The 23,238-nt window shown below is 66.7% G+C and carries 22 protein-coding genes; 12 read left to right on the top strand and 10 right to left on the bottom strand.

What is annotated here, in order from left to right; genetic code table 11:
- Positions 1-449: 449 nt before the first annotated feature.
- Complete coding sequence (locus E2I15_RS24685) at positions 450-1,226, bottom strand: protein phosphatase CheZ (protein ID WP_137482632.1); 777 nt, start codon at positions 1,224-1,226, stop codon at positions 450-452.
- 311 nt (positions 1,227-1,537) lie between these two features.
- Between E2I15_RS24685 and E2I15_RS24680 the strand changes: the two genes are divergently transcribed.
- Positions 1,538-2,344 (top strand): L,D-transpeptidase family protein, encoded by an 807-nt coding sequence (locus E2I15_RS24680; protein WP_137482633.1) that lies wholly within the window; start codon positions 1,538-1,540, stop codon positions 2,342-2,344.
- A 72-nt stretch (positions 2,345-2,416) separates the two neighbouring features.
- Here the strand turns inward: E2I15_RS24680 and E2I15_RS24675 are convergent, their stop codons facing one another.
- The 6 genes from E2I15_RS24675 to E2I15_RS24650 form a co-directional block, all read right to left on the bottom strand.
- Positions 2,417-3,268, bottom strand: a complete 852-nt coding sequence (locus E2I15_RS24675) for a DUF2076 domain-containing protein (RefSeq protein ID WP_170991734.1) — start codon at positions 3,266-3,268, stop codon at positions 2,417-2,419.
- A gap of 136 nt (positions 3,269-3,404) precedes the next feature.
- Positions 3,405-4,247, bottom strand: coding sequence for a ChbG/HpnK family deacetylase (locus E2I15_RS24670; protein WP_137482635.1), 843 nt, complete (start codon positions 4,245-4,247; stop codon positions 3,405-3,407).
- A complete protein-coding gene (locus E2I15_RS24665; RefSeq protein WP_137482636.1) occupies positions 4,244-5,290 on the bottom strand; it encodes a glycosyltransferase family 2 protein in 1,047 nt (348 codons plus the stop codon). The genes E2I15_RS24670 and E2I15_RS24665 overlap by 4 nt, the downstream gene beginning before the upstream one ends.
- Positions 5,291-5,431: 141 nt before the next feature.
- Positions 5,432-6,409: an ATP phosphoribosyltransferase gene (gene hisG, locus E2I15_RS24660; RefSeq protein WP_137482637.1), complete on the bottom strand. Its 978-nt coding sequence runs from the start codon at positions 6,407-6,409 to the stop codon at positions 5,432-5,434.
- A complete protein-coding gene (locus E2I15_RS24655; protein ID WP_137482638.1) occupies positions 6,406-7,572 on the bottom strand; it encodes an ATP phosphoribosyltransferase regulatory subunit in 1,167 nt (388 codons plus the stop codon). The genes hisG and E2I15_RS24655 overlap by 4 nt, the downstream gene beginning before the upstream one ends.
- A 265-nt stretch (positions 7,573-7,837) precedes the next feature.
- Entirely contained in the window at positions 7,838-8,584 is a 747-nt protein-coding gene (locus E2I15_RS24650) for a 16S rRNA (uracil(1498)-N(3))-methyltransferase (protein ID WP_137482639.1), read from the bottom strand.
- Between the two features lie 455 nt (positions 8,585-9,039).
- Here E2I15_RS24650 and E2I15_RS24645 point away from each other — a divergent pair, with 455 nt between their 5' ends.
- The gene (locus tag E2I15_RS24645) at positions 9,040-9,771 is read left to right on the top strand and encodes a hypothetical protein (RefSeq protein ID WP_137482640.1); all 732 of its coding nucleotides are present in this window, start codon (positions 9,040-9,042) and stop codon (positions 9,769-9,771) included.
- A 10-nt stretch (positions 9,772-9,781) separates the two neighbouring features.
- Positions 9,782-10,714 carry a 4-hydroxybenzoate octaprenyltransferase gene (gene ubiA / locus E2I15_RS24640; RefSeq protein WP_137482641.1) on the top strand — a complete coding sequence of 311 codons (933 nt, stop codon included), beginning with the start codon at positions 9,782-9,784 and terminating at the stop codon, positions 10,712-10,714.
- 293 nt (positions 10,715-11,007) lie between these two features.
- On the opposite strand, the gene E2I15_RS24635 is transcribed toward ubiA, so the two are convergent.
- Positions 11,008-11,532 (bottom strand): DUF6101 family protein, encoded by a 525-nt coding sequence (locus E2I15_RS24635; protein ID WP_137482642.1) that lies wholly within the window; start codon positions 11,530-11,532, stop codon positions 11,008-11,010.
- Between the two features lie 274 nt (positions 11,533-11,806).
- Between E2I15_RS24635 and E2I15_RS24630 the strand changes: the two genes are divergently transcribed.
- From E2I15_RS24630 to lpxK, 6 genes are all read left to right on the top strand, one after another.
- Complete coding sequence (locus E2I15_RS24630; protein WP_137482643.1) at positions 11,807-13,195, top strand: TldD/PmbA family protein; 1,389 nt, start codon at positions 11,807-11,809, stop codon at positions 13,193-13,195.
- A complete protein-coding gene (locus tag E2I15_RS24625) occupies positions 13,182-13,991 on the top strand; it encodes an inositol monophosphatase family protein (RefSeq protein ID WP_137482644.1) in 810 nt (269 codons plus the stop codon). Before E2I15_RS24630 ends, E2I15_RS24625 begins: the two co-directional genes overlap by 14 nt.
- A 145-nt stretch (positions 13,992-14,136) precedes the next feature.
- Positions 14,137-14,385: a DUF4170 domain-containing protein gene (locus E2I15_RS24620; protein WP_016848023.1), complete on the top strand. Its 249-nt coding sequence runs from the start codon at positions 14,137-14,139 to the stop codon at positions 14,383-14,385.
- The gene (locus E2I15_RS24615) at positions 14,382-15,095 is read left to right on the top strand and encodes a lysophospholipid acyltransferase family protein (protein ID WP_050384219.1); all 714 of its coding nucleotides are present in this window, start codon (positions 14,382-14,384) and stop codon (positions 15,093-15,095) included. Before E2I15_RS24620 ends, E2I15_RS24615 begins: the two co-directional genes overlap by 4 nt.
- Positions 15,058-16,392 carry a 3-deoxy-D-manno-octulosonic acid transferase gene (locus E2I15_RS24610; protein ID WP_137482645.1) on the top strand — a complete coding sequence of 445 codons (1,335 nt, stop codon included), beginning with the start codon at positions 15,058-15,060 and terminating at the stop codon, positions 16,390-16,392. The genes E2I15_RS24615 and E2I15_RS24610 overlap by 38 nt, the downstream gene beginning before the upstream one ends.
- Positions 16,385-17,407 (top strand): tetraacyldisaccharide 4'-kinase, encoded by a 1,023-nt coding sequence (gene lpxK, locus E2I15_RS24605; protein ID WP_137482646.1) that lies wholly within the window; start codon positions 16,385-16,387, stop codon positions 17,405-17,407. Before E2I15_RS24610 ends, lpxK begins: the two co-directional genes overlap by 8 nt.
- 14 nt (positions 17,408-17,421) lie before the next feature.
- Here lpxK and E2I15_RS24600 read toward each other — a convergent pair whose 3' ends face one another.
- The gene (locus E2I15_RS24600) at positions 17,422-17,649 is read right to left on the bottom strand and encodes a DUF2093 domain-containing protein (RefSeq protein WP_016848019.1); all 228 of its coding nucleotides are present in this window, start codon (positions 17,647-17,649) and stop codon (positions 17,422-17,424) included.
- A gap of 186 nt (positions 17,650-17,835) precedes the next feature.
- Between E2I15_RS24600 and E2I15_RS24595 the strand changes: the two genes are divergently transcribed.
- Positions 17,836-18,666, top strand: coding sequence for a dienelactone hydrolase family protein (locus E2I15_RS24595; RefSeq protein WP_137482647.1), 831 nt, complete (start codon positions 17,836-17,838; stop codon positions 18,664-18,666).
- 1 nt (position 18,667) lies between these two features.
- Here the strand turns inward: E2I15_RS24595 and xseA are convergent, their stop codons facing one another.
- Positions 18,668-20,290: an exodeoxyribonuclease VII large subunit gene (gene xseA, locus E2I15_RS24590; RefSeq protein WP_137482648.1), complete on the bottom strand. Its 1,623-nt coding sequence runs from the start codon at positions 20,288-20,290 to the stop codon at positions 18,668-18,670.
- A gap of 165 nt (positions 20,291-20,455) precedes the next feature.
- On the opposite strand from xseA, the gene purD reads away from it, so the two are divergent.
- Both purD and E2I15_RS24580 read left to right on the top strand, forming a co-directional pair.
- On the top strand, positions 20,456-21,733 hold the full coding sequence (gene purD / locus E2I15_RS24585) for a phosphoribosylamine--glycine ligase (protein ID WP_137482649.1): 1,278 nt from the start codon (positions 20,456-20,458) through the stop codon (positions 21,731-21,733).
- Between the two features lie 46 nt (positions 21,734-21,779).
- A complete protein-coding gene (locus tag E2I15_RS24580; protein ID WP_137482650.1) occupies positions 21,780-23,105 on the top strand; it encodes an adenylate/guanylate cyclase domain-containing protein in 1,326 nt (441 codons plus the stop codon).
- Positions 23,106-23,238 lie beyond the last annotated feature (133 nt).

Raw genomic sequence — 23,238 nt, 5'->3', positions numbered from 1 at the left:
TAACAAGGCGGACGCGATCAGTGCGAATGAAAGAAACCCGCCGCTGATCGTCACAGCTACAAAGGCGGCCTCGCGCTTCGGCAGCGTGCGAGGGATGGCAGTCTGCGTTCGTCGGATACGCGCGGCGAGCGGCCGCGAACCTGCGATGGTGTGATGAGTGGACGTGCAAGCCCCGCGCGGGGACGACCGGATTTACTCCGGAAGTCCCATGCAACCGGCACCCAATGTTGGCTCCCGGCATACGCATGAGAATTTCCCCTCACCCACAGTATGCGTCAGCGATGCCAAAGCTGCCAGTAAATTTGCAATTGTCGCAATTGGCACAAACTGCATGTGCGGTTGCGACTTAGGCGTCCATCTCCGGTGACCCGCTGCGAGCGTGAGGCCATGGCTCAAACAAAAACGCCGGCCTTCGCGGCCGGCGCTTTGTATTCTGCCGATGCGATCGCTCAGTTGAACATCGCGTCGATGTCGTCTTGCGAGGCGTGGCCGGCGTCGCCGTCGAGCTTCGGGCCGTTGAGCAGGCGGGCATCGCCCTCGCGGGTGTCGACGATCGCCGGGACGTGCGACTTGATGGCGTCGACGCCGCCCCAGATGTTCATCATCTCGTTGATGTGCTGTTCGATGAACTTCATCGTCTGCATCACCTTGCTGATGCGCTGGCCGGTGAGGTCCTGGAAGTTGCAGGCCTCGAAGATCGAGACCACGCGCTCCTGAATATCTTCGCTGAGCCGCTTCTGCTGGTCGGGCGTGACGTTGTTCGCGAGCGCGGTCGCGGCCTGGTCGATCGCCTCCACCGCCTCGAGGATCTGCTGGGTGGCCTGTTCGGTGCCGCCGACCACGGCGCCGAGCTCGCCATTGACCTTGGCCATCTCCTCGCCGTTGAAGCTCTTGCCGTGCAGCACGGCGATCTCGCGCTTGGTGCGGCTGATCGCGTCGTGGATCAGGTCGAGCTCGACCTTGAGCTTCTCGCACTGTTCGACCTGCGCGCGGTAGGTCTCGAGCAGCGCGTGGGTCTCGGCGACTTCGCGGGCGACCGCGGCATCGACGCTGTCGCCGCTGCGCTGCGCCGGCGCTGCGGCCATCTGGGCGCGGATCGAGCGAAGCTCGGCCATGATCTCGCGATGCATCGGACCGAGATCGGCAGCGCTGGAAACCTCCGGCCCCGGCATCACAACCTCGCCCATCGCCTGCTCGACACGAAAACGCTTGCGCTTCACTGACATGATTTTCATTCCCGCCCCTTCACTGAACTCCGTTCTAGACAGAGCGGATTTAACGTCAGGTTCACGCCGGAACTGTTTGCGCGGATCGCGCGCAAGCGCGGCGATACCGGCGATTAACCATGTCGCCGCGCCGTTCACGCAAAATAAACGCTGTCAGGGAAAACCGCGCTCCATTGCCGACGTGGTGAATCGAAACGGCCGATCCGTTTACCAAACCGATGCGGTTTTCATTGCTTATTGACCACGTGCAACGGCGCAAAGTCGGCGCCCTCGCGCATCACGTCACGACGAAACCAGTACAGAGTACGTCGATGTTCAGGAAAACCACGCTTGCGCTGCTCGCCGGCGCGTCTTCTCTTATTGCCGTTCCCCATCACGCCATGGCGATCGACGCGGCAGCGCCCACCGGGCCCGCCGTCATCTATGCCAATCAGGGCGCTCCGCAGCCGCCGATGCGCGCCGCCTATGTGCAGCCGCAGCGCTCCAACATGGGCGGCGGCTTCATCGAATTCCTGTTCGGCGATGCGCCGTCGTCGCAGGGGTATTCGCCGCAGCCGATGTATCAGCAGCAGCCCGCCTATTACGGCAACCGTCAGCTGCCGCCGATGGATCCGCAGCAGCAGATGCTCCGGCAGCAGGAGGAGGCCGCGGGCGATCCGGCGCAGCGTCCGTTCGATCCGAGATACGAAAAGCAGCTGGTCGACTATAGCGGCAAGGAAAGCGCCGGCACCATCGTCGTCGATACGCCGAACAAGTTTCTCTATCTGGTGCAGGGCGACGGCCGCGCGCTGCGCTACGGCATCGGCGTCGGCCGGCCCGGTTTCACCTGGGCCGGCGTGAAGACGATCTCGGCCAAGAAGGAGTGGCCGGCCTGGACGCCGCCGCCGGAAATGCTGGCGCGCCGTCCCGACCTGCCGCGGCACATGGAAGGCGGCCCGGAAAATCCGCTCGGCGCCCGCGCGATGTATCTCGGCTCCTCGCTCTACCGCATCCACGGCTCCAACGAGCCCTGGACGATCGGCACCAACGTCTCGTCCGGCTGCATCCGGATGCGCAACGAGGACGTCATCGACCTCTACGGCCGCGTCAATGTCGGGGCCAGGGTCGTCGTGATGTGAGATTGCAGTCCGGATTGATCAAAATAAAACGGCCGCTCGATCGAGCGGCCGTTTGTTTTTCAGAAGACACGCTTACGCGTAATTGCTGTCGTCGCCGTCGCCGCCACCATCGAAGCCGTCGTCGTCATTGTCGAAGTCGTCGGCGTCTTGATCATCGTCACTGTCCCGGTCGGCCTGCGCCTGGTCGAACGCGCCGGCGCGCGAGCCGCTGTCGCGGTTGGAGCCGATGTCGTTGACCCCGGCGTCGCGCGCGAGGTCGCTCGACGACTGATCGCCGCCCCAGGGACGCGATCCGCCACCAAGGCTGCCCGAATCGGCCAGCGACTGGTGGCTGCCGCCACCCATCATGCCGCGGATGCTGGAGAGCAACAGTCCGCCGCCGACCACGCCGGCCGCGGCCGCGGCAGCCGTGCCGAGGAACGAGCCGCCTCCGCCACCCGGCGCGCCGCCGAACGCCGGCGGCTGCGGGCCGCCGTAAGGCTGACCGTATTGCTGTGGCGGCTGGCCGTAGTTCTGGCCATAGCCGCCGCCCGCCTGCTGCATCGCCTGGCCCGAGTTCCAGACCGGGCGGTTGCCCGGATCGCGGCCGCCCATATCGGGCGCCCGCACCGGCGGCACCGAACCATGCTGCTGGCCCTGTCCGCCGAAGATCGCGTCGCGCATCGAATCGAGGAAACCGCCGCCCTGCTGCTGGGCTCCCTGCTGCTGGCCGACCGCAGCCTCGAGTTCCTGGATCCGGTCATGGGCGCGCTTCAGCGCCTCGTCCTGGACCAGCGCGGTCTGCACCAGCGCGTAGACCGCATTCGGCGCGCTGCGCAGGCCCTGCACGATCGCGGACATGGCCTCGCCGTCGCGCGGGGCATTCTCCAGCTTGGCGAGCCGGTCGAAGAGATCGTCGATCAGTTGGCGTTCTTGCGGTGTCATGGCGTTCTCCATCGCGCCGATCGAATCGGCGCGTCCGAGATGTAGGACGGGGTTTGTGGCGCAAGGAGTGGGGGCCAGAATTAAATTTATGTATGCGACAATACGACCGGATGAACCTTGTCAGGCCGATGTAACTTTATTTGAGTGTAACTTTATTCAGGGCCAGCAGCGCGGGGAAATCGTCGCCTGCCAGATAGGCATGCTCGATCTCGCGCTGCGTCGTCAGCGGATCGAGGCTCTTCAGCGTTTCGTCGACGAAACCGGGATGGCACATCACGAGCCCGTCCTCCGGTAGGCCGTCGAGGAAGCCCTGCATCAGCGCCGCGAAATCATTGCCGCGCGTGAAATCATAGGCGCCGGCGAAGGCCGGGTTGAAGCGCAGGCCCGACCGCTGGGCCTTGATCCGGAATTGCGTGCTGAGCACGTTCAGCACCAGCGCCTTCGGCGCCGCCAGCTGGCGCGCCAGCGGGCCTTCGCGACCGCACTGCCGCACCCAGGCATCGGGCGCGCGCTCCTTCACGGCGCGCAGGAAGCCGTCGCGCACCTGCGGGAACAGCTGCGCGTGCTGATGACCGTCGACGAAGTCGGGTGCGCGGCCGAACAGATCATGGAAGGCGTCGAGCTGCGCCAGCACCTCGGCATGGACCAGTTCGGCGTCGAGCCGGTGCATCAGCCCGGCGCGCAGCAGCCGCGGGAAGGGCAGGAACATGTCGCCGTCGAGCGGGCGGAAATGCATCGTCAGCGGACGGAACGGCGCGGTCAGCGTCACATGCAGCCCGATCGCGCAGCGCGGGCTGTTCGCCACCGACGCCGTGAGCGCGCTGGCCGCATCGCGGCCGATCGCCGGCGTCACCATCATCACCGACGTCGCATTGAGGCGGCCGCGCTCGATCAGATCGCGGATCGCGCGGTTGACGCCGTCGCTCAAGCCATAATCGTCAGCACACAGCCAGATCCGGCGCGGCGTATCGGTGTTCATTCCGCGGCGGTCCGCTCGGAGGCGTTTTGCGCCGCGCCGCCGTCGGCGTGCTTCTCGGTGTGCTCGGCGACGAAGTAGATCGGCCGCGCCTTCAGCTCGGAGAGGATCTTGCCGATATATTCGCCGACGATGCCGATCATGATCAGCTGCACGCCGCCGATCGTCATCATGCCGATCATCAGCGACGGATAGCCGGGAACCTGCTTGCCGGTCGTCAGCACTTCCCAGAGAATCGAGAGGCCGAACAGGAACGCCGCGCCGGCGAGCAGCGCGCCGAGCAGGCTGGCAAAGCGCAGCGGCGCCACCGAGAACGAGGTCAGGCCCTCGATCGACAGGCCGATCAGCCGGCCGGCATTGAAGGTGGTGACGCCATGCGCGCGCGGCGCCGGCTCGTAGTCGACGCGGATCTGCCGGAAGCCGATCCAGCTGGCGAGGCCCTTGAAGAAGCGGTTGCGCTCCGGCAATTGCCGCAGGGCCGCGGCCGCGCGCGGCGACAGCAGGCGAAAGTCGCCGGCATCCTCCGGGATCTGCTGCCGGGCGCCCCAGTTGATCAGCGCGTAGAAGCCGCGCACGGCCAGCCGCCGCGCGGCCGATTCATTGTCGCGATGCGCCTTCGCCGTGTAGACCACGTCGTAGCCGTCATCGATCCAGTGCGCGACCAGTTGCTCGACGAGCGTCGGCGGATGCTGGCCGTCGCCGTCCATGAACAGCACCGCGCCGCGGCGGGCGTGGTCGAGGCCGGCCATCAGCGCTGCCTCCTTGCCGAAATTGCGCGACAGCGACACCACCTGCAGGTCGAGCCCGTCGGCGGGCAGGCCGCGCGCGATCGTCAGCGTGTTGTCCGCGCTGCCGTCATCGACATAGACCACCTCGCAGGCGAGGCCGTAGCGGGCGCGCAGCGTCCTGGCGAGGTTGATCAGCCGCTCATGCAGCGCCGCAAGCCCGGCCGCCTCGTTGTAGACGGGCACGACGATCGACAGACCCTGCCCGGCGGCGGTCTTGGCGGTCGTGGTCAGGCTGGAAACGTCAGAGCCCAGCATCATCGGTCAGGTTCCAGAACTAGAGCGTTTTCGAGCGAAGCGGCCTTCCGCCTCGCGCAAGGAAAACGCGTCAAAACGAGAGATCCCTTGAACACAATATGGTACCGCAGGGCAGCTGTCGCCAACATGAACGGCGAGGCCGCCTCATTGTCGCAGGAACGCCTCAAGCCTGGCGAACAGCGGGTTCTCGCGGTCGAACACATAGTCCAGCGACACCACCGACACGGTTTCGGCGCCGTGCTCGCGCAGGAAGCTGCCGAGTGCGTAGAGCTTGCCCGGTGGGCAGTGCAGCGTAAGCATGCCCGACGAGGTCGGGCCGCCGAACGGGGCGACCACGCCGAAACGGTTGTGCGCCTCGGAGAGCAACGCATCGTTGCAGCCGGCGAAACGGGTGCGGACCTCGCGATACTTGCTGGCGCGGGCGCGCGCCGCGATGTGGTCGAGGATGACGCGCGCGGTTTCGCGGGCGCCGGTCGACCAGTCGGCATCCCGCGACGCAACGAGGTTGGCCTGGCTGCGCAGCATGACGCCGTCGTCGAGCACCTTGAGCCCGTTGGCGGCGAGTGTCGCCCCTGTCGTCGTGATGTCGACGATCAGCTCGGCGGTGCCGGCCGCGGGCGCGCCCTCGGTGGCGCCGGCGCTTTCGACGATGCGATAGTCGCCGACGCCATGTTTGGCAAAGAAGCCGCGCGTCAGATTGATGTATTTGGTCGCCACCCGCATGCGGTGATTGTGCTGCTCGCGGAAGCCGCTTGCGACGTCGTCGAGATCGGCCATGGTGCGGACGTCGATCCAGGCCTGCGGCACCGCGACCACGACATTGGCATAGCCGAAGCCGAGGCCTTCGATCATCAGCACGCGCTTGTCGGCATCGGGAATGCTCTCGCGCACCAGGTCCTCGCCGGTGACGCCGAGATGCACCGAGCCGCGGGCCAGATTGGCCGCGATCTCGCTCGCCGAGAGATAGGCGATCTCGACATTGTCGACGCCGGCGATGGTGCCGCGATAGTCGCGGGCGCCGCCGGCTTTCGACAAGGTCAGCCCGGCGCGGGCGAAGAAGCCCTCGGCGTTTTCCTGCAGCCGCCCCTTGGAGGGAACGGCGACGACGAAGGGCATGCTCATTGGGCGCCTCCGAAGGAGGTGGCCTGGCCATGCCGGGTCATCGCCTCGATCCAGACCGAGAAGCCGACCGCGGGGATCGGGCTCGCCGAGCCGAGCTGCGTCATCAGCCCGTCATAGCGCCCGCCGGCGACCAGCGGCTCGGCGCCGTTGCCCTTGGCGTGCAGCTCGAACTCGAAGCCGGTGTAGTAGTCGAGGCCGCGGCCGAACGCGGTGGAGAACCGGGTCTTGCGGATGTCGATGCCGCGCGCGGCCATGAAGCCGATCCGGCTCTCGAGCTGGTCGATCGCGGCGGCAAGGTTCAGCTTGGCGTCGGAGGCCAGCGCGCGCAATTGCGCGACCGCGTCGTCGGGATCGCCCGCGATCGCCAGGAAGCGCTTGATGGTCGCGACCGCGTCGCGCGGCAGCGCGCCGCCCTTCAGCGTCGATTGCTCGAGGAAACGATCGGCGATCTCGGCCACCGTGCGGCCGCCGACATTGGTGGTGCCGGCGATCGACATCAGATCGGTGACCAGCGCCAGCGCCGCCTTGCGGTCGGAGCCGGCCAGCGCAGCGAGCACGCCCTCATATTCGTGGCGGCCCGGCGCGGTCTTGAGCGTCAGCTGCTCGATGTCGTCGGTCAGCGAGACCTTGCGGTTGAAGTCCTTGATCAGCCGGCGCCGCCACACCGGATAGAGGTCGAGCGCATCGATCAGCGCGTTGAACAGCGCGACGTCGCCGGTGCGGATCTCGACGTCCTTCAACCCGAACGCCGTGGTCGCCTCCAGCGCCAGCGCCAGCATCTCGGCATCGGCCGCGGCGCGGTCCTGCCGCCCGAACGATTCGATGCCGGCCTGCAGGAACTGGCTCGGCGCACCGCCGCGATAACGGAACACCGGACCGAGATAGCTGAAGCCGGCGGGCTGGCCGGCGCGCGGCGAGGCGAGGTAATCGCGCGCCACCGGGATCGTGAGGTCCGGGCGCAGGCAGAGCTCCTCGCCGCTCGGGTCCGTCGTCAGGTACAGGCTCTTGCGGATGTCCTCGCCGGAGAGGTCGAGGAACGGCTCGGCCGGCTGCAGGATCGCGGGCTCGGACCTCTGATAGCCGGCCTGCGCGAACGAGGCCAGCAGCGCATCCGCCCAGACGGCGGATCCGGCGGCGGATCGTGGTGCGGCAGCTTCGGTCATCTGGACGTCCAATTCGCTCCGAAATCGCGTTCCGGAGCGGGTTCCATGGGTGGTGTTTGCGGAGCCCTTAGCACGGTCGGCCCGTGCTTTCGACAGGGATCGGCCAAGTGGCTTAATGATTGGGTTCGTTAACGATTTTGCGACGCCTTGGCTAGGGAAAGATGTTCCTCACAATCGGTGGCGTAGCCCGGGTGGAGCGCAGCGAAATCCGGGGCGTCTCGCGCCGTCGAAAAGGTTTCCCGGATTGCGCTGCGCTTGATCCGGGCTATGCGCGCCAGTCCCCCAGTGCGGCTTGCACCAGCGCCAGCGCGGCGACTGCGGCGGTGTCGGCGCGCAGGATGCGCGGGCCGAGCGCGAGGCGGAGGATGGCGGGCTGGCGCAGCAGCAGCGTGCGCTCCTCTTCGGCGAAGCCGCCTTCCGGGCCGATCAGGACATCGATGCCGGTGTTCGCGGCCTGTGCGGTTTGCAGCGCCTGGATCGGATTGGCGACCTCGGCGGCCTCGTCGCAGAACACCAGCAGCCGCGCCGGATCGCGCCCCGCCAGGAAGCGTTCGAGGGGGACGGGATCGGCGACCTCGGCGAGCGAGATGATGCCGCATTGCTCGGCCGCCTCGACCACATTGGCGCGCATCCGCTCGCTATTGACCCGCGACACCTGGGTGAAGCGTGTCAGCACCGGCACGAGCCGTGCGGCGCCCATCTCGACGGCTTTCTGCACCATGTAATCGAGCCGCGCATGCTTCAGCGGCGCGAACACGCAAGCGACATCGGGCAGGCGATCCTGCGCGCGGGTCTGTGCTGATACCGTCAGCATGTCGGCCCGCTTGCGGCCGGAAATCTCCGCGCGCCATTCGCCGTCGCGGCCGTTGAACACCAGCACGCTGTCGCCGGCGTTAAGCCGCAGCACGTTGCCGAGATAGTTGCTCTGGTCGCGTTCGAGCGGAACGGTGGCGCCGGCGCCGAGCGGAGCATCGACAAACAGGCGGGGGCTGCGGAAATCGTGTTCAGGCATATCCGAGGCGGCTTCATTGCGGTGTGGCAAGTTTACCAAACCATGCGACACCGTAGTCCCGCGGACTCGTCAGGAACTCGCCGGCCGGGTAGTAAGGAAGCGTCGATATATTGCTTCTGTCACCAAGTCATTTCTTTAGTCCAAGGGGCCGCTTGCACGCAGCCCCTTTTGTTTTTCGGTCGCCCGTGCGCGGCATCGGGCCGTTAATCCAAACCGAGGCCTTGCCGAAAATCGCGTTCAGGCAAATTTGATGGTCCGGTTTTACCTCCGTTCGTAGCCTAAAGGCTTAGAATCGGGGAACAATTTAATGTGGCCGGTGTGGCCCTACGCCGCGCTGTCGCCCAAATCCACGGGTTGTTAAGGCCTCACAGGAATCGTAAAACGCCCCCAAAATTCGTTGCTTCGTTTTTGTTGCGCTGGGGTTGCCTGGACCTTTTGCCGGAGAAACACCCTCGATGATCCGCCGACTGATCGTGCTGACCGTTGCCGCGACCGCCCTGTCCCTGGGGCAAGCCGCCGCGCAGAGCGCCTTTCCGGCCCCGTTGCCCAATCAGGCCGGTAAGGTCGGCACCGCGTCCGACCCGGCGTTTCCGCCGGTCAATGGCATGCGTCCGAGCCAGGCCGGTACCGCCTCGGATTCCGCATTCCCGCCGGTCAACGGCGCGCCGGCCGCCAGGGTCGGTGCCACGCCGTCGGCATTTCCGAGCAATGGCGCGGCCCCCATCGCCGGTGGCGGGCTGTCATCGCCGCCGCCGCCGGGTGCGGGTGGTGGTGCCGCCGACGCCTGCATGAAGAATTTCACTCCGCTGCGTGAGGATGCGGAGAAGCGCGGCAAGGCGATCAAGGCGGCGAGCGATCGCCACGCCAGCCCCCAGGAGGCCTGCAAGCTGATCGGCAATTACAGCCAGGCCGAGATCAAGATGATCAAATATGTCGACACCAACGCGCAGAAGTGCGGAATTCCGCCGCAGATCGCCGACCAGCTCAAGGCCGGACACAAGAATACCGAAGCGCTGCTGAAGAAGGTCTGCAATGTCGCGGAGCAGGCGGCGGCGCAGCCGCGTGGGCCTGCCGGGCCGACCTTGAGCGACGTGCTCGGCTCGTCCGCCTCGCTGCCGGAAGCGACGCCGACCAAGAAGGGCGGCAGCACCTTCGATACGTTGAACGGCAACGTCCTCACCCGTTGATGGATCACCCATGAGCGATGTCTCCACCCGCGTTGCCGATTCCACAGGCAACTGGGTGGATACCCATGCGCCGGTCTGGACGCGGCCCTATCTGCGGCTTGCGCGCTACGACCGGCCGATCGGCTCCTGGCTGCTGTTGATGCCGTGCTGGTGGTCGGCGGCGCTTGCCGCCGGCGTCGCGCATGACGTGCGCTCGCTGCCGCTTGTGGTCCTGCTGTTCTTCGTCGGCGCCTTCGTGATGCGCGGTGCCGGCTGCACCTGGAACGACATCACCGATCGCGATCTCGACGCCAAGGTCGAACGCACGCGGTCGCGGCCGATCCCCGCCGGGCAGGTCACGGTGACGCAGGCGGTGGTCTTCATGGTCCTGCAGGCGCTGATCGGGCTTCTCGTGCTGCTGCAGTTCAACCGTTTCGCGGTCATGACCGGCATCGCCTCGCTTCTGATTGTCGCGATCTACCCGTTCATGAAGCGGATCACCTGGTGGCCGCAGGTCGTGCTCGGCCTCGCCTTCTCCTACGGCGCGCTGATGGGATTTGCGGTGACGCTCGCGCGCATCGATCTGGCCGCGATTGCGCTCTACGCCGGATCGATCGCCTGGGTGATCGCCTACGACACCATCTACGCCCATCAGGACGCCGAGGATGATGCGCTGATCGGCGTCAAATCCACCGCGCGCCTGTTCGGTGCCCGCACCCATCGTGCGCTGGTGATCTTCTATGGTCTCGCCGTGGTCCTGATCGGCGTGGCGTTCGCACTCGCGGGGTCGCGCTGGCCGGCCTGGATTGGGCTAGCGGCGTTCGCGGTGCATCTCGCCTGGCAGGTCCGTCGGCTCGACATCAGCGATGGCGCGCTCTGCCTGCGCATCTTCAAGTCCAACCGCGACGCCGGCTTCATCCTGTTCGCGAGCCTGGTCGTCGACGCGGTGCTGCGCGCGGCGTGACGGCTGCGACAATGCATCCAGTACGCCGCGGCCTCTCGGCTCAAGCACCGGCGCCTCTGGAATACCGGATCACGCGATGCGCGGGTGATGACACCGCGTGATGTGAGACGATAAATCGAAACCCATCCTCATCGTCGTCCCTGCGAAGCAGGGACCCATAACCACAAATGGTGATTGGTTGACGATGCCGGAACGACGAGTCCCGCTCACAATATCCGCCGCGGCGTATGGGTCCCTGCTTTCGCAGGACGACAGCCGTTGTGAGGCAAGCTGTGTGCGAAGAAACGCCGAACTCAATCCCGTGCGATGATCTCGCGTTCGCCGCGATGCACGCTGGTGCCGTGGAGCCGGAAGCCCGCGCGGCGGCGGACCAGGAATTTCGGCCTCCGCGCGCGGATCGCGTTGCGGCGACGGCGGCGCGGGGAGGGCGTCCGCGGTGCCGGCTCGGTCAGTTGCGGGAGACGGAAGATGTCGCTCCACATCTGCCAGGCGGAGCTGATCTCCTCGGCATCCGAACTGGAGCCGAGCGGAATGCTGAGCGCGGGATCGCGATGAACCAGCACCAGCATCTGCGCGTCGTCGATCCCGCGCAGCGCGACGCCGAGAAAGTCGCTGACGCGAACATTGACCGCCATCCGCATGCCGAGAACGGCACGGCGCAACACGACATGTTCGCGATGAAGCTCGACCTGCCGCATGCCGCCATCCGCGCGCGCATCCTGCGCGTGGAAGCTGAGCGGAAGGGAAAGAGGGTCGAGCCGCAATGCGCAGCTCGACCCGGCGGAATTGATTCCGCTTGTTGGTGTTTGACGCCTCAAAGCTCTGTCTCCCCGCCGGGATTATGTTCCCGGTCGATGGGTGAGAGCCTAGCCGAGCGATGTCCGTTCCCCCTTAAAAAGCCTGGTTAACCCCTCCTCACCTCGTGCCATGATTGACAAGAGGTTGGCCCGCATGATTGACGAAGCCTTGCCCCGATCACTCAAATCTTTGTTGTCTGCCGACGCAAAGTGCTTGAAATCCCTGTGAAACCGGCACATCTGGTGGGTCTGTCGACCTCGTTCCGGGCCCCCCTCAATCCGCAGGAATTCGTTCGTGAACTCTTCACCATCTGCATCGCGACACGGCGATAGCTCCGATCTGTTCGACCAATCGGGCCTGAGCGACCTCGCGCAGCGCCTGGTCGATGCCGCAAAGCGCGCGGGCGCCGATGCGGCCGATGCCATCGCGGTGCGCGGCGTCTCGCAGGGCGTCGAGGTGCGCGACGGCCGCGTCGAGGAAACCGAACGCTCCGAAGGCGATGACGTCGGCCTGCGGGTGTTCGTCGGCCAGCGCCAGGCGGTGGTGTCGACCAATGACGTCAGCGGCGACGGGGTCGCCAAGCTTGCCGAGCGCGCGGTCGCGATGGCGCGCGTGGCGCCGGACGACAAATATGTCGGTCTGGCCGATCCGGTGCTCCACGCACACGATTTCCCCGATCTCGATCTGCTCGATCGCAAGGTTCCGAGCACGGCCGAACTGGAGCAGCGCGCGATCGAAGCGGAGGCCGCGGCGCTCGCGGTCAAGGGTGTCACCAAGTCCGGCGGCGCGTCGGCCTCGACCGGGATCGGCGGCATGGTGCTGGTGACGTCGACCGGCTTCCACGGTTCTTATCTGCGTTCCAGCCACGGCATCTCGACCACGGCGATTTCCGGTGAGGGCACCGGCATGGAGCGCGACTACGATTTCACCAGCGCGCCGCATGCCTCCGATCTCGATTCACCTGCTGCCGTCGGTCGCAAGGCCGGAGAGCGCGCGGTGGCGCGGTCGAATCCGCGCAAGGTCGAGACCTGCAAGGTGCCGGTGGTGTTCGATCCGCGGGTCGCCGGCTCGATCGTCGGCCATCTGGTCGGCGCCATCAACGGCGCCTCGATCGCGCGCAAGACCAGCTTTCTGAAGGACAAGCTCGGCGAGCAGCTGTTCTCCAAAGACATCCGCATCATCGACGATCCGTTGCGCGTGCGTGGCCTGCGCTCGCAGACCTTCGATGCCGAGGGCGTCAGGGTGAAGAAGACGGCGCTGATCGATGCGGGCGTGCTCACCACCTGGGTGCTGGATTCGGCGACCGCGCGCGAGCTAGGCCTCGTGACGACCGGGCATGCGCATCGCGGCGTGTCGTCCTCGCCGTCGCCCGGGACCTATAATCTGCATCTCGAGCCGGGTGCGGTGACGCCGAAGGAGCTGATCTCCGACATCAAGCAGGGCTTCTATGTCACCGACCTGATCGGCTCCGGCGTCAACGGCGTGACCGGCGATTACAGCCGCGGCGCGTCCGGTTTCTGGATCGAGAACGGCGAGATCACCTACCCGGTCAGCGAAGTGACCATCGCCGGCCATCTGCTGCCGATGTTCAAGTCGCTGGTCGCCGCCAACGACCTGGAATTCCGCTACGGCGTCAACTCGCCGACGCTGCGCATCGAGGGCCTGACGCTTGGCGGACGCTGATACGGACGACTGGACCAAGGCGCGCGATGCCGCCTTGCTGACCAGATCGGTGCAGGAAGCGGGCCGGCTCGCATCGTCGCTGTTCCGCACCGAATTGAAGAACTGGATCAAGGGCGCGTCCTCGCCGGTCTCCGAGGCCGACATCGCGGTCAACGATCTCCTGGAGCAGCAGCTGCGTTCGGCAACGCCCGGCTACGGCTGGCTGTCGGAAGAGAGCGCCGACGACGACTCCCGACTCGGCAAGGGCTTCACCTGGATCGTCGATCCGATCGACGGCACCCGCGCCTATCTCGCCGGCCGCGAGGACTGGTGCGTCAGTGTGGCGCTGGTTGAAAATGCATCTCCGGTGCTCGCGGCGGTGTATGCGCCGGTCAGCGAGGAATTCTTCTTCGCCGCCCGCGGACAGGGCGCCACCCTGAACGACGGCGCGGTGCATGCAACCGCAGGCACCGATTTCAATTTCCCACGGATGGCGGGACCGAAGCCGCTGGTGCAGCGGCTCAGCCCGACGCCGGACGAAATCACGCTCTATCCGCGGATCGGATCGCTGGCGCTGCGGCTGTGCCGTGTAGCACAAGGTCGACTTGACGCGGCCTTTGCGGGCGGGCAAAGCCGCGACTGGGATCTTGCCGCCGCGAATTTGATCGTGCAGGAAGCGGGTGGTAAGATGACCGCGCTCTCGGGGGACGCGATTGAGTACAATCGCCGGGAGGTGACGCATGGGGTGCTGGTGGCAGCAGGACGCGAACGTCATGCACGCATTGTCGAGCATTTTCGCAAACGTCCTTTGCCGTGAGGCCCCGCCGATCCGCGCCGCGTTTCCGATTGTGACGACCAGACCTGCTGCGACAGCCTTGTGACCACCAGACTTGTGACGACCAGACCTGTGACGACCACGACTTCATTTGTTTGCCGGGCATCTCGTTAGGAAAACCACCATCATGTCAGACAATGCCCAGCCCCAGCTGCTTCACCTCGTGATCGGCGGCGAGTTGACCGATCTCGAGCACAACACTTTCAAGAATCTGGACGAAGTCGAGATCGTCGGCGTCTACCCGAACTATGCGACCGCCTATGCAGCCTGGAAGGCGAAGGCGCAGCAGACTGTGGACAACGCCCAGATGCGCTATTTCGTCGTCCATCTTCACCGGTTGCTCGATCCTGAGCAGGACACAAAGCACTCCCATTGAAACGACTTTTTCGCGATCTGCTGCGCAGCGGCTTCGTGCAGCGCGCGCTGGGTGTGCTTGCGGCCGAGTATCTGCGGCTGGTGTGGTACACCAACCGCTTCAGTTACCAGCCGCATGACGTGTACGGGATCGTCGAGCCTCTGATGCCGGCGATCTTCGTGTTCTGGCACGGCCAGCACTTCATGACGCCGTTCATCAAGACCAAGGAGAGCTACCGCGCCAAGGTCCTGATCTCCCGCCACCGCGACGGCGAGTTCAACGCCCTCGCGGTGGAGCGGCTCGGCATCGGCACCATCAGAGGTTCCGGCGATCATTCCGGCGCGTTCCATCGCAAGGGCGGCGTCGGCGCCTTCCTGGAGATGGTTCGGGCGCTGGAAGACGGCTGCAACATGGCCACCACGGCCGACGTGCCGAAGCGGGCGCGGGTGGCGGGCCTCGGGGCCATCATGCTGGCGCGGGAGACCGGCCGGCCGATCATCCCCTTTGCGATGGTCACCAGCCGATTCATCCGGTTGAAAAACTGGGATTCGACCACCATCAATTTGCCATTCGGGCGCGGCGCAGTGGTAGGTATTGAGCCGGTCTATGTGCCGCCCGACGCCGACGCCGCGACGATGGAAAAGCTTCGGCAGCACGTGGAGGAACTTCTCAACGAAGCGACCCGACGTGCCTATGCAGCGGTCGGGCGGCCGGAGGCAGCGCTTGGCTAGCTCGCTACCGATGACGTTGCGTGTGTACCGCAAGCTGTCGTCCGCGATGGTGCCGCTCGCGCCTGCCCTGATCAAGCGGCGGCTCAAGCTCGGCAAGGAAGATCCCGAACGCGTCGGCGAGCGGCGCGGCGTGAGCGCCGATACCAGGCCGCAGGGCCCGCTGGTGTGGATACACGGCGCCAGCGTCGGCGAGGTGCTGGCGGCGGCCGGGCTGATCGAGCGGCTGCGCGCGCTCAATCTGCGCATCCTGCTCACCTCGGGCACGGTGACCTCGGCCGCGATCGTCGCCAAGCGCTTCCCGCCCGACGTCATCCATCAATACGTGCCGTACGACTCGCCGCGTTATGTCACGCGATTCCTCGATCACTGGCATCCGTCGCTGGCGCTGTTCATCGAATCCGATTTGTGGCCGAACCTGATCCTGTCGAGTGCCGCGCGGCGGCTGCCGATGGTGCTGATCAACGGGCGGATGTCGCAGCGCTCGTTCCCGCGCTGGCGCCGGGTCTCCAACACCATCGGCGCGCTGCTCGGACGGTTCGACATCTGCCTCGCGCAGTCGAACACCGACGCCGAACGCTTCGCCGCGCTCGGCAGCCACAACGTCGTCGTCACCGGCAACCTCAAGCTCGACGTCGCGGCGCCGCCGGCCGATCCGGCCAAGCTGGAGCGGCTGATGTCGGTGACGCGCGGCCGCGCCATCGTGGTTGCCGCCTCGACCCATCCCGGCGAGGAAGAGATCCTGATCGAGGCGCACAAATCGCTCGCCGGATTCTTCCCCGGCCTGCTCACAGTGATCGTGCCGCGGCATGCCGCGCGCGGCGAGGCGGTGGCCCGGCTGGTGACGGAGGCGGGCCTGCGCCCCGGCCTGCGCTCGCATGAGGACCTGCCGGTCGCGACAACAGATATCTATGTCGCCGACACGATGGGCGAACTCGGCCTGTTCTATCGCCTCGCGCCGATCGTGTTCATGGGCGGCTCGCTGGTTGCGCATGGCGGCCAGAATCCGATCGAGGCGATCAAGCTTGGCGCAGCGATCGTGCACGGCCCGCACGTGTTCAACTTCACCGATGTCTATGAGGCGCTCGATCGCGCCGGCGGCGCGCGCCGCGCCGACGATCGGGAAGCGCTGGTCAAGCAGCTCGGCCAGTTCCTTGCTGATTCCGCGGCACGCGACATTTCGCTGGCGGCCTCCGAGCGCGTCGTCGAACAGCTCGGTGGCGCGCTGGAGCGCACGGTGACCGCTCTCGAGCCCTATCTGTTGCAGTTGCGGCTCGAGATGGGAGCCGCCAATGCGTGAGCCGGCCTTCTGGCACCGGCGGTCGTCTTGGACATCGCAACTGCTCCAACCGCTTGCCGCGCTTTACGGCGCGGTCGCCGCACGGCGGATGCGGCAATCCGGCGTCGATGCCGGCATTCCCGTGATCTGCGTCGGCAATTACCATGTCGGCGGCGCCGGCAAGACGCCAACGGTGCTGGCGCTGGCAAAATTGCTGCGCGAGCTCGACGAGCGGCCGGTGGTGCTGAGCCGCGGCTATGGCGGCAGGCTCGGCGGCCCGGTCAAGGTCGATCGCGACAGCCACACGGCGGCCGATGTCGGCGACGAGCCGCTGATGATGGCGGCGAGCTTGCCGGTCGTGGTGTCGCGCGACCGCGCCGCGGGCCTGGCGCTGGCGCGCGCGCAGGACGCCAGCGTGATCCTGATGGACGACGGCTTCCAGAATCCGAGCGTGCTCAAGGACACCTGCCTGATCGTGATCGACGGCACGCGCGGCGTCGGCAACGGCCGCGTGATTCCGGCCGGACCGTTGCGCGCGCCGCTGGCGCCGCAGCTGGAACGGACCGACGCGCTGATCGTGGTCGGCGAGGGAAGTGGCGCGAAAAAGATCGCGGCCGATCTGGCGTCCCGCGGCAAGCCGGTGCTGTCGGCGCATCTGAAACCGGACCAGGCCTCGTTGGCGGCGCTGAGCGGAACGCGTGCGCTCGCCTTTGCCGGCATCGGCGATCCCGCGCGCTTCTTCAACACGTTGCGCGCAAGCGGCGTCGACGTCGTGCGCAGCAAGGCTTTCGCCGATCATCATGCCTTCACGAAGGAGGAGATCGAAGCGCTCGTTGCCGACGCGCGTGGCGACGCCCTGACGCTGGTGACGACGGAAAAGGATCTCGCGCGGTTGCGTGGCCCGGACGGGATGCCGGCCTGGGCACAGGCGATCGTGCCGTTCGCGGTGACGCTGCAATTCGATGATGGCGACGCGCTGCGGCGCCTGGTGGCCGATCAGCTGTTCAGGGCGCGGGACAGGAGGCTCTCCAAATGAACCCGGCCTTGAGCCTAGGCCTGCGGCTTGAGGACGCCGGGATGGTGGCGCTGCAGCACGGCGGTCGGGGTGGCGTAGGCTTCCTGCAGATCGACGCTCCAGTACTTCAGCTCGTCGAGCGGAATCCGGACGTCGGTGATGGCACAGCGCACAAAGGTGCCGGGCGAGATCACGCGGAAATCGCCGTCGAGATATTGCACCTGCGCTTCGCCATGGCCCGAGGGACCGAACTTGTTCAGCACGATTAAGCTCTCCGCCTTGCCTCCAACGAGGCCATCTGGATGTCGATGAAACCGTCTATCACAGATAGGGTGTCATGTCCGCCCGTTAAACCACCGACTTGTGATGATTTGGCGGCGGAGGCGCATGGTAGCCTTGCGGCCGTGGTCCGCTGTGTTTGCGGCGCCATAACGAGCCGGCCGGATCGGATGCGCCTCAAGCCAGTTTTCATGCTCCTCGCCATGCTTGCCGCGCCGGCCGCGGCCGCGGCGCCGCTCCCGGCCCCGCATCAGGTCGAGATCCCCGAAGGCAATGTCACGCTGCACGCGCAGCTCTACCGGCCCGATGGCGACGGCCCGTTCCCGACCGTGATCGCGCTGCATGGCTGCGGCGGTCTCGCCGGCCGTTCCGAGCCGGTCTTGCCGCGCTATCGCGACTGGGCCGAGCAATTGCTGACGAGCGGCCATGCGGTGCTGCTGCCGGACAGCTACGGCTCGCGCGAGCTCGGTCCGCAGTGCCGCATCAGGGAGCATCAGGTGCAGACCCGCCGCGCGCGGGTCGCCGACATCAACGCGGCGCGGCAGTGGCTGGTGCAGCAGAAATGGGTGGCGAAGCGCCGCATCAGCCTGATCGGCTGGGGCAACGGCGCCGCCGCCCTGCTGTGGGCGGTGCGGCCGCAGTTGTGGTCGCGCAACGTCGAGCCGGATTTTCGCTCGGCGGTCGCGTTCTATCCGGATTGCCGCGCCTCGTTCGGCCTCGGCTGGAGCGCACGGGTGCCGACGCTGGTCCTGATCGGCGCGCGCGACGACGTGACATCATCATCGGCCTGCCACCAGATGGTCGACGGCGCCCGCGGCCGCAGCGCGCTGGCGCGGATCGTGGTCTATCCGGAGGCCTATCACGACTTCGACCGGCCTAACCTGCCGCTGCACGCGGTCGCAACCTCCGATGCCGAGATCGCCGAGCGCGGTCACATCGGCACCGATACCGGCGCGCGCAAGGATGCGCAAAAGCAAGTCGCCGAGTGGCTGTCGCGCTAGTCTAGAACAAGCTGCCCTGATCGACCGGCTTGGTGACGCGCTTCGGCGCTGCCGGTTTCGCCTCACGGGACTGAGGCTTCGGCTGGCTGTCGGGCGCTACCGTCGCCGGGGGCTGATCGGCATTCGCGGTGGCGGCGACGCGGCCATCGGCGAACTCGATCGACAGCCCGGCGTTCGGGCCGACCGCCGCCGCGGAATGCAGGGCGTGGCCGTGCGCGTCGCGCACCAGCGCAAAGCCGCGCGCCAGCACGCCCCGATAGGACAGCGCCGACAGCAGTTGTCCGCTATGGGCGACCCGCGCCTCGAGCCGCTGCATCGTCGTCACCAGCGCGCGCCGGGCGCGCTCGGCGAGGCGGTGGGTGCGTTCGAGGTCGCGGGCGATGGCGTTGCGCTGGGCCTTGGCGTTGGCAAGCTTCGAGGCCTTGAGCCGGATCTCGAGCCCGCTGAAGCGCTCGCGGCGGCGATGCAGCAGCGCGCGCGCCGATAGCGTGATGCGCTCGCCGGATACGGTGAGCCGCTGCCGCGCATGCGCGATCTGGCCGCGCAGCACGCCGATGGTGAGGCGCGAACTGCTGGCGGCAAAGCGGCGGAAATGCGCGTGCGTATTGGCCTTCAGCCCGCGCGGCAGCCCCGCTGCGAGATGATCGAGCCGCTGCCGCGGGATCGCCAGCAGCTCGTGCGCCGCCGGCAGCGCCCGCGCTGCGGCGCGCAGCTCGGTGCGGCGGGCCTCCTGGGTACGCTGCCAGCACACCATGGTGCGGCGGGCGAGCGCCTGGACCTCGACGAACAGCTCGCTGCGCACCGGCACCGCCATTTCGGCGGCGGCGGTCGGCGTCGGCGCGCGCTTGTCGGCGACGAAGTCGATCAGCGTGATGTCGGTCTCGTGGCCGACCGCCGAGATCAGCGGGATATGGCTCTCGGCCGCGGCGCGGACTACGATCTCCTCGTTGAACGACCAGAGGTCCTCCAGCGAGCCGCCGCCGCGCGCGACGATGAGCAGATCAGGCCGTGGAATCCGGCCGCCCTCCGGCAGCGCGTTGAAGCCGCGGATCGCGGCCGCGACCTGTTCGGCCGAGCCGTCGCCCTGCACCTTGACCGGCCAGACCAGCACGCGGCGGGGGAAGCGGTCCTCCAGCCGGTGCAGAATGTCGCGGATCACGGCGCCGGTCGGCGAGGTGACGACGCCGATCACCTCGGGCAGCCAGGGCAAAAGCTGCTTGCGGGCCTCGTCGAACAGGCCCTCGGCGGCGAGCTTCTTCTTGCGCTCCTCCATCAGCGCCATCAGCGCGCCGACGCCGGCCGGCTCCAGCGAATCGATGACGATCTGGTACTTCGAGGAGTTCGGGTAGGTGGTCAGCTTGCCGGTGGCGATGACCTCGAGCCCTTCCTGCGGCTTGAAGCGCATCCGGGCATGGGCGAACTTCCAGATCACGGCCTCGATCTTGGCGCTCTCGTCCTTCAGCGCGAAATAGCAGTGGCCGGAGGAATGCGGGCCGCGAAAGCCGGAAATCTCGCCGCGGACACGGACATGGCCGAAGCGGTCCTCCACCGTCCGCTTCAGGGCGGAGGAGAGTTCCGAGACGGTGAATTCAGGCGCGTTGACGAGATTCGGAGCAGCGGTCATCTGATCTATAGAATCGGGGTTTTCGACCCCGTGTGCAAGGTCCGGACGCCGCGTTTCAGGCGTCGAATCACATATCCACATCTGATCGAACCGCGTGTTGCTGCGGTTCGGGAGCGTGCTAAACCGGACGAAATGGCGTTACAACCCCTCTGATCGGCGACACAGATGAACATCCTCCTGCTCGGTTCCGGCGGCCGCGAACATGCGCTGGCGTGGAAGATCGCCGCGTCCCCGCTGGTGACGAAACTCTGGTGCGCGCCGGGCAATGCCGGGATCGCGCGCGAGGCCGAATGCGTCGCGCTCGATGTCGCCGACCATGCCGCGGTGATCGAATTCTGCCGGGGCCATGCGGTCGATCTGGTGGTGGTCGGACCGGAGACGCCGCTCGCCGCCGGGATCGTCGACGACCTCGCCGGGGTCGGCATCAAGGCGTTCGGGCCGAGCCGGCAGGCCGCCCAGCTCGAGGGCTCGAAGGGTTTCACCAAGGACCTCTGCAGCGAGTTCGACATTCCGACCGGCGCCTATCGCCGTTTCGACAACGCGAAGGACGCGGTGGCCTATGTCCGCGCCCAGGGCGCGCCGATCGTGGTCAAGGCCGACGGGCTCGCCGCCGGCAAGGGCGTCGTGGTGGCACAGACGCTGCCCGAGGCCGAGGCCGCGATCGCGATGATGTTCGAGGGCGCGTTCGGCTCCGCCGGCGCCGAGGTCGTGATCGAGGAATTCCTCTCGGGCCGCGAAATCAGCTTCTTCGCGCTGTGCGACGGCGAGACCGCGATCCCGCTGGCCTCGGCGCAGGACCACAAGCGGGTGTTCGATCACGACAAGGGGCCGAACACCGGCGGCATGGGCGCCTATTCGCCGACGCCGTTCGTGACATCAGAGGTGCACGACCAGATCATGGCGCGGATCATCCTGCCGACGGTGGCCGGGATGAAGAGCCGCGGCACGCCGTTCAAGGGCGTGCTCTATGCCGGCGTGATGCTGACCGCGCAGGGCCCAAAACTGTTCGAATACAATGTCCGCTTCGGCGATCCCGAGTGCCAGGTGCTGATGCTGCGGATGATGTCGGACATCGTGCCGGCGCTGCTCGCCTCCATCGACGGGCAGTTGAAGAACTTCGATCTGCGCTGGTATCCGGACCCGGCGCTGACGGTGGTGATGGCGGCGAAGGGCTATCCCGGCGACTACATCAAGGGCACGCGGATCGACGGCCTCGATGACGCCGCCAAGGTCGAGGGCGTCGAGATATTCCACGCCGGTACGGTGGCGAAGGATGGCGCCATCATCGCCAATGGCGGGCGGGTGCTGAACATCTGCGCGATGGGCAAGACGGTCACCGAGGCGCGCGACCGCGCCTATCAGTCCGTCGATCGGATCAAATGGCCGGACGGATTCTGCCGCCGGGACATCGCCTGGCAGGCGGTGGAGGCGGAGAAGGGTTGATCGATCCGGCCGCAGCGGCGACAATGGCGCGCCCGGGGGCCTTCGGATGACCGATTTCAGACTGCCCGAGACGCACTACGCGCAAAGCGCCGACGCGAGCATCGCCTATCAGGTGATGGGCGATGGTCCTGTCGACATCATCCTTGTCCCCGGCTTGTTCTCGCACATCGAGTTCATGCACGAGATGCCCGGCTACACCGCCGTGCTGCGCCGCCTGTCGCGCTTCGCCCGGGTCGTGAGCTTCGACAAACGCGGACAGGGATTGTCGGATCGGATGACCGGCGCGCCCTCCCTCGAGCAGCGCATGGACGACGTCCGGGCCATCATGGATGCCATCGGCTCCACGAAGGCGGTGTTGTTCGGCTTCTCCGAGGGCTGTCCGATGAGTGTGCTGTTTGCAGCGACCTATCCGGACCGCGTTTCGCATCTCGTTCTGCTCGGCAGCTTTGCCCGCTCGAAGGATCGCCTGCCGGACGACGTGTGGCAGCAGCGCTGCGACGAGATCGTGCAGAACTGGGGTTCTGGCGACACGGTCAAGACTGTCGCGCCGAGCCAGGCAACGAATGCAGAAGTGATCGCGCAGGTCGCGAAATTCGAGCGGCTGTCGAGCAGTCCGGGAGCGTTGCGGACGCTGCTCGTTCTCAATCGCGCGATCGACGTCACGACGATCCTGCCGATGCTCCAGACTCCGACGCTTGTCCTGCATCGGACCGGCGATGCCCGCGTTCCCGTGGCGCTCGGCCGTGCCGTCGCGCGCTCGATCCCCGGCGCGAGATACGTGGAATATCCGGGCTGCGATCACTACTATTGGGTCGGCGAGACCGAGGCGATGCTTGGCGATGTCGAGGAATTCGTCACCGGCCATCGCGACGGTGGTGATGCCGAGCTCGACCGTGTACTTGCGACCGTGCTGTTCACCGATATCGTCGATTCGACTCGCAGTGCCGCGGTGATGGGTGACCATCGTTGGCGACGTCTGCTCGACGATCACGATCAACTCGCGCAGCAGATGGTCGGCCGCCATCGCGGCCATCTGGTGAAGAGCACTGGCGACGGCATTCTGGCGACCTTCGACGGTCCCGGCCGCGCCGTCCGCTGTGCGCTGGCTTTCGGTTCGGCCGCGCGGCAGATCGGCCTGCCGGTGCGAGCGGGCCTGCACACCGGCGAGATCGAGGTGAGGGGCGCGGATATCGGCGGCATAGCGGTACACGCCGCGGCGCGCGTGATGTCGCAGTGTGACTCGAACGAGGTGCTGGTGTCGCGCGTGGTGACCGATCTGGTCGCTGGCGCCGGGTTGAAATTCGCCGAGCGCGGCGCGTTCGAGCTGAAGGGACTGCCCGGGACATGGGAGCTGTTCGCGGCGAGCGGTTGAGGTTCGGCCTCACGCCGTCATTCCGGACGACGCGCATCGCGCGCCGATCCGGAATCCCGATGTTGTGGGCACCTTCTCACCCTATCTCGAGATTCCGGGTTCGGCGCGTTGCGCCGCCCCGGAATGACGAAAT

This window comes from Bradyrhizobium sp. BR2003 (genome assembly GCF_009720285.1).
Lineage (GTDB): Bacteria > Pseudomonadota > Alphaproteobacteria > Rhizobiales > Xanthobacteraceae > Bradyrhizobium > Bradyrhizobium elkanii.
Note: the sequence above shows the minus strand (reverse complement) of the source record. Positions and strands in the feature narration are given on the sequence as shown.

What these genes read in the sequence shown, in the direction of transcription:
- E2I15_RS24685 (WP_137482632.1), bottom strand. Translation starts at nt 1,226, where the DNA reads ATGTCAGTGAAGCGCAAGCGTTTTCGTGTCGAGCAGGCGATGGGCGAG.
- E2I15_RS24680 (WP_137482633.1), top strand. Translation starts at nt 1,538, where the DNA reads ATGTTCAGGAAAACCACGCTTGCGCTGCTCGCCGGCGCGTCTTCTCTT.
- E2I15_RS24675 (WP_170991734.1), bottom strand. Translation starts at nt 3,268, where the DNA reads ATGACACCGCAAGAACGCCAACTGATCGACGATCTCTTCGACCGGCTC.
- E2I15_RS24670 (WP_137482635.1), bottom strand. Translation starts at nt 4,247, where the DNA reads ATGAACACCGATACGCCGCGCCGGATCTGGCTGTGTGCTGACGATTAT.
- E2I15_RS24665 (WP_137482636.1), bottom strand. Translation starts at nt 5,290, where the DNA reads ATGATGCTGGGCTCTGACGTTTCCAGCCTGACCACGACCGCCAAGACC.
- hisG (WP_137482637.1), bottom strand. Translation starts at nt 6,409, where the DNA reads ATGAGCATGCCCTTCGTCGTCGCCGTTCCCTCCAAGGGGCGGCTGCAG.
- E2I15_RS24655 (WP_137482638.1), bottom strand. Translation starts at nt 7,572, where the DNA reads ATGACCGAAGCTGCCGCACCACGATCCGCCGCCGGATCCGCCGTCTGG.
- E2I15_RS24650 (WP_137482639.1), bottom strand. Translation starts at nt 8,584, where the DNA reads ATGCCTGAACACGATTTCCGCAGCCCCCGCCTGTTTGTCGATGCTCCG.
- E2I15_RS24645 (WP_137482640.1), top strand. Translation starts at nt 9,040, where the DNA reads ATGATCCGCCGACTGATCGTGCTGACCGTTGCCGCGACCGCCCTGTCC.
- ubiA (WP_137482641.1), top strand. Translation starts at nt 9,782, where the DNA reads ATGAGCGATGTCTCCACCCGCGTTGCCGATTCCACAGGCAACTGGGTG.
- E2I15_RS24620 (WP_016848023.1), top strand. Translation starts at nt 14,137, where the DNA reads ATGTCAGACAATGCCCAGCCCCAGCTGCTTCACCTCGTGATCGGCGGC.
- E2I15_RS24610 (WP_137482645.1), top strand. Translation starts at nt 15,058, where the DNA reads ATGCAGCGGTCGGGCGGCCGGAGGCAGCGCTTGGCTAGCTCGCTACCG.
- lpxK (WP_137482646.1), top strand. Translation starts at nt 16,385, where the DNA reads ATGCGTGAGCCGGCCTTCTGGCACCGGCGGTCGTCTTGGACATCGCAA.
- E2I15_RS24595 (WP_137482647.1), top strand. Translation starts at nt 17,836, where the DNA reads ATGCGCCTCAAGCCAGTTTTCATGCTCCTCGCCATGCTTGCCGCGCCG.
- xseA (WP_137482648.1), bottom strand. Translation starts at nt 20,290, where the DNA reads ATGACCGCTGCTCCGAATCTCGTCAACGCGCCTGAATTCACCGTCTCG.
- purD (WP_137482649.1), top strand. Translation starts at nt 20,456, where the DNA reads ATGAACATCCTCCTGCTCGGTTCCGGCGGCCGCGAACATGCGCTGGCG.
- E2I15_RS24580 (WP_137482650.1), top strand. Translation starts at nt 21,780, where the DNA reads ATGACCGATTTCAGACTGCCCGAGACGCACTACGCGCAAAGCGCCGAC.